Annotated in this window: 9 protein-coding genes and 1 pseudogene; all 10 read left to right on the top strand. The window is 69.5% G+C overall.

Translation table 11 applies throughout. The features are described 5' to 3' along the window. Positions 1-267 (top strand): annotated as a pseudogene (locus MJ785_RS17590) (hypothetical protein); the annotation flags it as partial. Beyond that, complete coding sequence (locus tag MJ785_RS17585) at positions 264-491, top strand: hypothetical protein (RefSeq protein WP_239311988.1); 228 nt, start codon at positions 264-266, stop codon at positions 489-491. The pseudogene MJ785_RS17590 and the gene MJ785_RS17585, both read left to right, overlap by 4 nt. A gap of 165 nt (positions 492-656) precedes the next feature. Then, a complete protein-coding gene (gene argC / locus MJ785_RS17580) occupies positions 657-1685 on the top strand; it encodes an N-acetyl-gamma-glutamyl-phosphate reductase (RefSeq protein ID WP_239312007.1) in 1029 nt (342 codons plus the stop codon). 182 nt (positions 1686-1867) lie between these two features. Next, positions 1868-3019, top strand: a complete 1152-nt coding sequence (argJ, locus tag MJ785_RS17575; RefSeq protein WP_239311991.1) for a bifunctional glutamate N-acetyltransferase/amino-acid acetyltransferase ArgJ — start codon at positions 1868-1870, stop codon at positions 3017-3019. Next, positions 3016-4011 (top strand): acetylglutamate kinase, encoded by a 996-nt coding sequence (gene argB / locus MJ785_RS17570; protein ID WP_239381823.1) that lies wholly within the window; start codon positions 3016-3018, stop codon positions 4009-4011. The genes argJ and argB overlap by 4 nt, the downstream gene beginning before the upstream one ends. Continuing rightward, complete coding sequence (locus tag MJ785_RS17565; protein ID WP_239377494.1) at positions 4008-5207, top strand: acetylornithine transaminase; 1200 nt, start codon at positions 4008-4010, stop codon at positions 5205-5207. The genes argB and MJ785_RS17565 overlap by 4 nt, the downstream gene beginning before the upstream one ends. 79 nt (positions 5208-5286) lie before the next feature. Beyond that, positions 5287-6270 (top strand): ornithine carbamoyltransferase, encoded by a 984-nt coding sequence (gene argF, locus MJ785_RS17560; protein WP_239381821.1) that lies wholly within the window; start codon positions 5287-5289, stop codon positions 6268-6270. A gap of 91 nt (positions 6271-6361) precedes the next feature. Next, complete coding sequence (gene argR, locus MJ785_RS17555; protein WP_239312009.1) at positions 6362-6967, top strand: arginine repressor; 606 nt, start codon at positions 6362-6364, stop codon at positions 6965-6967. Between the two features lie 128 nt (positions 6968-7095). Then, positions 7096-8298 carry an argininosuccinate synthase gene (locus MJ785_RS17550; protein ID WP_239347326.1) on the top strand — a complete coding sequence of 401 codons (1203 nt, stop codon included), beginning with the start codon at positions 7096-7098 and terminating at the stop codon, positions 8296-8298. Next, positions 8295-9749: an argininosuccinate lyase gene (gene argH, locus MJ785_RS17545; protein ID WP_239312004.1), complete on the top strand. Its 1455-nt coding sequence runs from the start codon at positions 8295-8297 to the stop codon at positions 9747-9749. Before MJ785_RS17550 ends, argH begins: the two co-directional genes overlap by 4 nt. The last annotated feature ends 503 nt before the right edge of the window (positions 9750-10252 follow it).

Below are 10252 nucleotides of genomic sequence, written 5' to 3'. Positions count from 1 at the left end.
CCGCCGACACCCTCGACCAGCTCTTCGGCTAGCCGGCAGGCGCATCTGGAGGCCGGTCCCTCGATCGTCGCGTATCGCGAGCCAGCCATCGAGGTCGCTCATGCGACCATGAAAGACGGGCCGTCGGCTCGGCTGGCGGTCGTGGCGACCGCGACCGCGGTCCCGCCGCCCGGACAGGCCGAAGAATGGTCCCATGTCACGGTCACCCGGGTGCCGACAGAGGCCGAGGCGCGGCCACCCCGAAGCACGCCTCCGGGCTGGACATGATCGAGCAGTGGTTCGGTGTCCTGACCCGTCGACTGGTGCGCTGTGGCGACTTCGCTTCCCGTGAGGACCTCGAGGCACAGATCACCGAGCTGGCGGTGCGGGCCCACCAGCCTGCGGCCCGTGCCGACCCGAACCAGTGGATGACCTCTATGGGCAGGCGCGCCGAGGTGTCGAGCCGCACGACTGCGTACAGCGCGCTCTCGGCATCGGAGCATCCGCCATGACGCTGGCGGCTGCCTGCCCCGGCAGGCATGCGGTCGCTGTGAGCTATTCGCGTACTGGCAGCTCGCCCGGCGTTGCGGGACGGGCGGTCGTCTCCGTGCGGCGGGCCGGGAACGGCTGCTGACATGCTTGCATGATCATGATGATGTGTGTATAAGTTTTCAGTCATGGGGATGACAGCGGCGTTGGCGGGAGCGAGTGGTTACGCGGGTGGGGAGCTGCTGCGCCTGCTGCTCGGGCATCCGGAGATCGAGATCGGCCCACTGGCGGCGGGTTCGTCGGCCGGGCAGGACGTCACCGACGTCCATCCGCATCTCCCCGATCTCACCGGCCGGGTCTTCGCCGACGTGTCGGCTCTTGCCAGCGTCGACGCCGACATTGTGTTTCTTGCGCTCCCGCACGGCAGGTCCGGCGCTGTCGCGGCGACACTGCCGGATGGCGTCCGCGTGGTCGATCTCGGAGCGGACCACCGGCTCGCCGACGCCGAGGCCTGGCTGCGGGTCTACGGCGGCGACCATGCGGGAACCTGGACGTACGGGATGCCGGAACTGCCCGGCGCACGGGCGGCGATCCGTGCCAGCACCCGCGTCGCGGCCCCGGGCTGTTTTCCCACCGCGGTCACGCTCGCCCTCGCGCCGCTGCTGGGCGCGGGCTTGGTCGACACCGAGGACATCGTGGTGGTGGCGGCCAGTGGCACCTCGGGCGCGGGACGGTCGGTCAAGGCGAACCTGCTCGGCAGCGAGGTCATGAATGACCTGACCGCTTACCGGGTCGGACGCCACCAGCACCGCCCGGAGATCCTCCAGGCGCTGCGCGGTCTGGTGCACACGCCCGTGTCCATGTCGTTCACGACGGTCCTGGCGCCGACACCGCGCGGCATCCTCGCCACCTGTACCGCTCGGCTCGGCTCGGCGGTCACCACCGATATGCTCCGCGACGCCTTGGACGCGGCTTACACGGGCGAGCCCTTCGTCCGGGTCCTGCCGCCGGGGCGCTGGCCCCGCACCGCGGCGACGCTGGGCGGCAACGCCGTCCACCTGCAGGTCGCCGCCGATCACGAGAGCGGGCGGGCGGTGGTTGTCGCTGCCGTCGACAACCTGTGCAAGGGCGCTGCCGGCCAGGCGCTGCAGTGCGCGAACCTCATGCTCGGCCTGCCGGAGACCAGCGGCCTTACATCGTCGGGCATCGCGCCGTAACCTGCCGGCCCCTAACCTCCTCGGCTCCTGCCCCTCGACCTCCGACCGGCTGGCCTGGCTGGCCTGGCTGGCCCGCGGTGAGGATCCGGCGTCCGCCGCCTGAATTCAATCATTCGCATTCGGCCCTGCTGACAGTGGCTTTTCATACCGACGCAGTAAGGAGCGATCATGGGTGTAAGGCTGTGAGCGTGACTGCCCCGGGGGGGTTTCGGGCCACAGGAGTGGCGGCTGGGCTCAAGCCGTCCGGGCGTCCGGATGTCGCGGTTGTCGTCAACGGCGGTCCGTCGGACACGGCCGCGGGTGTGTTCACCGGCAACCGGGTGCAGGCCGCGCCCGTCATCTGGTCACGTCAGGTGCTCGCGGACGGCCGGCTGCGGGCGGTCGTGCTGAACTCCGGCGGTGCCAACGCGTGTACGGGGCCTGCCGGTTTCGCCGACACCCATCGCACCGCCGAGCACACCGCCGGCCTGCTGGGGATGGGTGCGGGCGAGGTCGCCGTCTGCTCGACCGGGTTGATCGGGATACGGCTCCCCATGGATCTGCTGCTGCCCGGCGTTACCAAGGCGGTGGCCGGGGCGTCGGCCACCGGCGGGCCGGCGGCGGCCGAGGCGATCTGTACGACCGACACCGTCAGCAAACAGGTTGTGCGCGCGGCTGGTGGAGTGACGGTCGGCGGGATGGCCAAGGGCGCCGCGATGCTCGCGCCGGCGCTCGCCACGATGCTCGTGGTGCTGACCACGGACGCGGTCGTCGACCCGGTCACCGCCGACCGTTTGCTGCGGGACGCCTGCCGTACCACCTTCGACCGGGTGGACTCCGACGGCTGCATGTCGACCAACGACACCGTGCTGCTGCTGGCCAACGGTGCGTCCGGCGTGCGGGTATCCGCGGAAACGCTCGCTGGCCTGGTGACCGAGTCCTGCGCTGACCTGGCCGGGCAGCTGCTCGCCGACGCGGAGGGCTCGACCAAGACGATCGCGATCACCGTTACCGGTGCCGCCGACGAGGCCGACGCGCTGGAGGTCGGCCGGTCGGTCGCGCGCTGCAACCTGCTCAAGTGCGCGCTCTACGGCAACGACCCGAACTGGGGCCGGGTGCTCGCGGCCGTGGGCACCACCCGCGCATCCTTCGAACCGGACGCGCTCGACGTCGCGATCAACGGAGTGTGGGTGTGCCGGGCGGGCGGGCCGGGGGAGCCGCGCGAACTCGTCGACCTGACCGGCCGGGAGGTCTCCATCCGGATCGACCTGCACGCCGGCCCCAGTGAACTGACGGTCTGGACGAACGACCTGACCGACGGGTACGTCCACGAGAACTCGGCGTACTCGACATGACCGCTGTACCGGGGGCGGGCCGGCCCCCGGCGCTGGCCCGGGGGCATGCCGCGCTGGCCAAGACCACCGTGCTGATCGAGGCGCTGCCCTGGCTGTCGCGGTTCCACGGTTCCACCATTGTGATCAAATATGGCGGCCACGCCATGACCGACCCGGTGCTGCGGGAGGCGTTCGCCGCGGACGTCGTGTTCCTGCGCTACGCGGGCCTGCGGGTGGTCGTGGTCCACGGGGGCGGGCCGCAGATCACCGCCCATCTGGCCCGGCTCGGTGTCGAGTCGGTGTTCGCCGGTGGCCTGCGGGTGACCACTCCGGAGACGATGGAGATCGTCCGGATGGTCCTGGTCGGCCAGGTCAACCGGGATGTCGTTGGATTGATCAACAGTCACGGCCCGTTCGCGGTGGGCCTGTCCGGTGAGGATGCCAACCTGCTCACCGCGCGGCGCAAACCGGCGGTCGTGGACGGCCGCGAGATCGATATCGGGCTGGTCGGGGACGTCGTCCAGGTCGCCCCGGAGACCCTGACGGCGCTGCTGGACTCCGGCAAGGTCCCGGTGGTCGCCACCGTCGCCCGGGGGATCGACGACGGGGTCTACAACGTCAACGCCGACATTGCCGCGGCCGCTCTGGCTACCGCGATCGGCGCGGCGAAGCTGGTCATCCTTACCGATGTCGAGGGCCTGTACGCGGACTGGCCGCACAGCGACGAGGTGATCAGCGAGCTGTCCGTGGCGGAGCTCGCTGCCCTCCTGCCGACGCTGACCACCGGGATGATCCCGAAGATGGAGGCCTGCCTGCGAGCCGTGCACGGTGGCGTGCCGCAGGCCCACGTCCTTGACGGCCGAGTGGCACACGCCGTTCTGCTGGAGGTCTTCACCGATGACGGGATCGGGACTCTGATCACGCCAGCTGCGGCCACGGTGGACACCGCCGCGACCACAGCGGCCGCTGTACCCGCCGCCACGTCCGTGCATACCGTAGGAGGAGCCTCATGAACGCTGACCTGCTCGATCGCCGGGATGCTGTGATCATGGCGGCTTACGGCCGCCCACGGATCGCGTTGGAACGCGGTGCCGGCACCCGGGTGTGGGACGCGGACGGGCGCGAGTATCTCGACCTGATCGCCGGGGTCGCAGTCAGCGCCCTCGGCCACTGCCACCCGGCGGTGCAGGCCGCGGTGTGCGATCAGGTCGGGCGCCTCGGCCATGTCTCCAACCTCTATGTGAACGAACCGCAGGTCGCCCTGGCCGAGCGGCTGCTGGGACTGCTGGGCGTCGCTGGTCGGGTGTTCTTCTGCAACTCGGGCGCGGAGGCCAACGAGACGGCCATCAAGATCTCTCGGCGGACCGGCCGCACCGAGATCGTCGCAGCGGATGGATCTTTTCACGGACGTACTCTAGGCGCTCTGTCGATTACTGGCCAGGCGTCCAAACGGGCGCTGTTCGAACCGCTGCTGCCCGGCGCACGCTTTGTTCCCTATGGCGATATCGCCGCCCTGGCGGCGACGGTCAGCGACCGTACCGCCGCGGTCTTCCTGGAGCCGACGCTGGGCGAGGCAGGGGTGATCCCGCCGCCGCCCGGCTACCTGCGAGCGGCCCGTGCCATTTGCGACCGGGCCGGCGCGCTGCTCGTCCTTGACGAGATCCAGAGCGGTATCGGCCGGGCCGGAACCTGGTTTCTGCACCAGAGCGAGGCGATCGTCCCCGATATCGTGACCCTGGCCAAGGGACTCGGCGGCGGCCTGCCGATCGGAGCCTGCGTCGGGTTCGGCCCGGCCGGCCAGCTCCTGCGCCCCGGCGACCATGGCAGCACGTTCGGCGGGGGGCCGATTGTCTGCGCGGCCGCGCTCGCGGTGCTCGACACCATCGAGCGGGACGGACTGATCGCGAACGCGGTGGAGGTCGGGCGCGTCCTGACCGACGGGATCCTCGACGCCGGTGTGCCGGGCGTGGTGGGGGTCCGCGGCCGTGGGCTGTGGCTGGCGATCGAGCTGAACTCGCCGTTCGCCGCCGCCTTCGAAACCGCCGCTTGCCATGCGGGTTTCCTGGTCAATGCCGTCAGTCCGGACGCGGTGCGGCTCGCCCCGCCGTTGGTGCTCTCGGCCGCTGAGGCGGCCACGTTTGTCGCGGCGCTGCCCGCGATCGGCCGAGCGGCGCTGACCGCGGCCGAAGACTCTAAGGTCTGCGCATGACGGTGTGTCCCGGTGTCCTCCGCCGCTGCGCTCCTCGTTCGCTGGCGCTCGCTGCGATGCTCGCTTTGGAGGCCACCTCATGACCATCCGACACTTTCTCCTCGACACCGACCTGACGCCGGATGAACAGGCTGCCCTGCTCGACGCGGCCGACCGTGTGAAGGCGACCCGCCGGGTGCGCGACGCTGGGCCCAGGCCACTTGCTGGCCGCTCGGTGGCGTTGCTGTTCGAGAAACCGTCCACCCGCACCCGGATGTCGTTCGACGTCGCCGTGGCCGAGCTCGGTGGCCACCCCGTGGTCGTGGATGCGGCCGCCACCCAGCTGGGCAGAGGCGAGTCCATCGAGGACACGGCTGCGGTCTTCAGCCGGTATGTCGACGCGATCGTGGTGCGGACGTTCGCGCAGGACCGCTTGGAGCGGATGGCGGCGGCGGCCTCGGTGCCCGTGGTCAACGCTCTTTCCGATCATGCTCATCCGTGTCAGGCGCTCGCGGACCTGCAGACGATCCGGGAGCACCGCGGCACCCTCGCTGGGCTGACCCTTGCCTACTTCGGGGATGGCAACAACGTCGCGCATTCGCTGGTGCTGGCTGGCGCGCTTGCCGGCATGCGGGTCCGGGTGGCCTCGCCGCCCGGATACGAGCCCTTCGAGCAGGTGCTGCGGCAGGCAGCCGAGATCTGTTCGAGGACTGGCGGCGCGATCAGCGTGACGCACGACGCGCGGGAAGCCGCGTCCGGTGCGGACGTGCTGTACACCGATGTCTGGGCCTCGATGGGCCAGGAGAGCGAAGCTGACAGCCGGTCGCTGGTCTTTCAGCCGTATCAGCTCGATGAGAAGGTGGTGGAGGCCGCCGCCGTTGATGTGATCATTATGCACTGCCTGCCAGCGCACCGTGGCCTTGAGATCACGGGTTCCGTCCTCGACGGCCCCCGGTCGGTTGTCTTCGACCAGGCCGAGAACCGGCTGCATGCCCAGAAAGCGCTGCTGGCGTTTCTGCTCGACCAGACCGATCCGGTCTCGCGGCCGTCCCCCCGGGCGCTGGCTGGCAAGGTCACGCCGTGATGGTGTGCCCCGGCGTCCTCCTTCGCCAGGCTCCTTGGCCGCTGGTGCTCCCCGCGGTGCTCCCCGCGGTGCTCGCCACGGAGGCCGCCGTATGAGCACCCAGGTACCCAGGGTTTCCCGGCACGCTGCCGCGCCGCTGACCAAGCACGCGCGGCAGGCGAGGCTTGCGGCCCTGATAGCCCGCCAGCGGGTGCGTTCGCAGACGGAGCTGGCTCGGTTGCTGGCGGCGGAGGGCATCCAGGTCACCCAGGCGACGCTGTCCCGTGATCTGGAGGATCTCGGCGCGACCAAGGTGCGTGGCCCGGATGGTGCGTTGGTGTATGCCGTCGATGTCAACCTGGCGCCGACCGAGTCCGTGCGGCTGCCGCTCGGCCGGCTCTGTGAGGATCTGCTCGTTTCGGCGGAGGCCAACGGGAACCTGCTTGTCCTGCGGACCCCGCCGGGTGCGGCGCAACTGTTCGCCTCGGCGCTGGACCGGGCGGGGCTGCCAGAGGTCATGGGCACCATCGCTGGCGATGACACAGTCCTGGTGATCTGCCGGCCGGCATTGATCGCCGTTGCTGATCCGGCTGGCGGTACCGACCCCACCGGCCCCGAACTCGCCGCACGGCTGCTCGATCTTGCGGACGGGCGCTCCCGTGGTTCACCTGTCAACGGCCCATCTGCCGACCTGGCCGGCCAAGTCCCGCCGGCCTGATACACAGAGCAAAATAATTTTTTGCAATCCTGGTGTGATGATCTGAAAATATCTGGCTGAGTGCGGCGTGGCGTTGGCTTTTCTGGCGCGGCAGGCAGCCCTGATGATTGTGGAAAGGTTGATCCGTAGTGACCGACCGCGTCGTACTCGCGTATTCGGGCGGCTTGGACACGTCCGTGGCTATCGGTTGGATCGGTGCTGAAACCGGCGCCGAAGTGGTCGCGCTGGCCGTTGACGTCGGCCAGGGTGGTGAGGATCTTGAGCTGATCCGGCAACGGGCGCTGGCCTGCGGGGCGGTGGAATCCGTCGTGGTCGATGCCCGCGCGGAGTTCGCCCAGTCGTTCGTGGCCCCGGCCATCCGGGCCAACGCTCTCTACATGGACCGCTATCCGTTGATCTCGGCTTTGTCGCGGCCTGTCATTGTCCGTCACCTCGTCGAGGCAGCCCGCACCTTCGGCGCTGGAGTCATCGCGCATGGCTGCACCGGCAAGGGCAACGACCAGGTGCGTTTCGAGGTGGGCGTGATGGCTCTTGCCCCGGGCCTGTCGGTGTTGGCGCCGGTGCGGGATTCGGGGATGACGCGGGACAAGGCGATCGCGTTCGCGGACGAGCGCAACCTGCCGATCGATGTGACCGCGCGTTCGCCCTACTCGATCGACCAGAACCTGTGGGGCCGTACGGCCGAGTGCGGCGTGCTCGAGAACCCGTGGGCGCAGCCCCCGGAGGATGTCTTCGTCTACACCGCTGACCCGACCACCGCGGGGGAGCCGGACGAGGTGACCATCGGTTTTGTCGACGGGCTGCCGCTCTCTCTGGACGGCCGGGCCCTTCCTCTCGTGGACCTGATCGCCGAGCTGAACCGCCGCGCCGGTGCACAGGGCGTCGGGCGCATTGACATGATCGAGGACAGGCTGGTGGGGATCAAGAGCCGGGAGATCTACGAATGCCCGGCGGCGATCACCCTGCTGACCGCGCATCGTGACCTGGAGGACCTCACCCTCGAGCGCGAGGCCGCCCGGTTCAAGCGGGGGGTGGACCAGCGCTGGGGCGAGCTTGTCTACGACGGCCTGTGGTACTCGCCATTGCGGGCGGCGCTGGACGCGTTCATCGACTCCACGAGCGCCCGGGTCACCGGCGATGTCCGGATCCGGCTCGCCGGTGGTGTGGCCCAGGTGGTCGGACGGCGTGGCGAGGCGAGTCTCTACGACCACGCTCTCGCGACCTACGACGCGGGCGACCAGTTCGATCAGCGTGACGCACGGGGTTTCATCGACCTGTGGGGCCTGCCGACCACGGTGTGGTCAGCTCGTGAACAGCGGCTGTCCCGGTGAGCACATCGGCCTGCGAACCACCGGGCTCAGGGCCATCGGCGTCCGCGCCGCCGACCCGGCTGTGGGGTGGTCGTTTCGCCGGCGGTCCGGCGCAGGCGCTGGCGCGCCTGTCGGTCAGCGTCCAGTTCGACTGGCGGCTCGCCCCGTACGACCTGCGGGCCTCGGGCGCGCACGCCCGCGTGCTGCACCGCGCCGGCCTGCTCGACGACGGTGAGCTCACCGCCGTCCTCGCGGCCCTGGACGATCTGTCCGAAGCCGTGCGAACCGGTCGTTTCCGACCGACGGTTGACGATGAGGACGTGCACACGGCCCTGGAACGGGGTCTGCTCGAGCGCCTCGGCACCCTTGGGGGCAAGCTGCGGGCGGGGCGAAGCCGTAACGATCAGGTAGCCACCGATCTTCGGATGTATCTGCGGGAGCACGCCCGGCAGGTGGCAGGGTGTCTCGTCGACCTGCAACTAGCTCTCGTCGACCAGGCGGCGGCGCAGGTGGACACGCCGGCACCCGGGATGACCCACCTCCAGCATGCCCAACCGATCTCGTTCGCCCATCAGCTGCTCGCCCACGTCCACGCGTTCGCGCGTGATGTGGACCGGTTACGGGACTGGGACCGGCGTGCCGCCGTGTGCAGTCTGGGCGCGGGCGCGCTGGCCGGTTCCTCGCTCCCGCTCGACCCGCACGGCGTCGCGCGGGAGCTCGGTTTCGACTCGGCCTTCGCGAACTCGATCGACGCGGTCTCCGACCGTGATTTCGTCGCGGAGTTCCTGTTCGCGGCCGCGCTGATCGGTGTGCACCTGTCCCGGCTCGGCGAGGAGATCGTTCTGTGGACGAGCCGGGAGTTCGGTTGGGTCGAGCTGGACGACGCGTTCGCCACCGGTAGTTCGATCATGCCGCAGAAGAAGAACCCGGATGTCGCCGAGCTCGCGCGGGGCAAGTCCGGCCGGCTGATCGGCGCGCTCACCGGACTGCTCGTCGTGCTCAAGGGCCTGCCGCTGGCGTATGACCGTGACCTGCAGGAGGACAAGGAGCCGGTGTTCGACGCGGTCGACACCCTGCTGCTGGTACTGCCGGCGACCACGGGCACGGTGGGGACCATGCGGATACACCGGGAGCGTCTCGCCGCGGCCGCTCCCGAGGGGTTTGCGCTGGCCACGGATGTGGCTGAGTACCTCGTCCGGTGTGGAGTGCCGTTTCGGGAGGCGCACGAGGCGGTCGGGCAACTGGTGGCCTGGTGCGCCGCGCGTGAGGTGGGACTCGACGAGGTCGGTGACGACGACCTGGCGGCCATCAACCCGCGCCTGGCTCCGGGCGTGCGCACGGTGCTCTCCGTCCAAGGCGCGCTGGAGGCTCGTTCGGCTCCGGGCGGGACAGCTCCGGCCCGGGTACGCGAACAGCTCGCGGCAATCACCGAACGGCTCGTACGTGACCGTGAGTGGGCAAAGAGCTTCTGACGGCCTTCAGACGAGAGCAGATCATCAATAGATGACCGCTGGATGAACATCTGGCGACCACGTGTCTGGCAGGCCGCTCCTGACGGGGTCGCGGCGGCCCCGTCAGGAGTCGGGCCCGCGACGTGACGGGAATGCCGACCGGTCGACCGGTCGACCGGCTGATCAGGAGCGGGGCCGGCGCGGCGGCAACAGCCCCCGATGGTCCCATAGCAGACAGGTTGGTCAAGACGACATTCAGGCGATGTGATGTAGGTAACAGATCGAGAAGCCGTTGACATTTGACGTTCCCGCTCTGCACCCGTAATGTTCTCCTTGCCGGCGGACAGCCGGGAGACACCGAAGCCGAGAAGCGCCGGTGGCCCCAACCCCGGCTCGACACTCTCTGCGAGTGATCGAAGGTAGCCGTCGAGGCTTCCGCCGGATAGTCCGGAATGGTCTGACTCGACTGGATTCCAACAGTAGCTTAGAAAAATGCTCCGGGTGGGAGTTGAAAGATTCCCCAT

Origin of the sequence: Protofrankia sp. CiT1 (assembly GCF_917627335.1) — a bacterium.
GTDB lineage: Bacteria > Actinomycetota > Actinomycetes > Frankiales > Frankiaceae > Protofrankia.
Note: the sequence above shows the minus strand (reverse complement) of the source record. Positions and strands in the feature narration are given on the sequence as shown.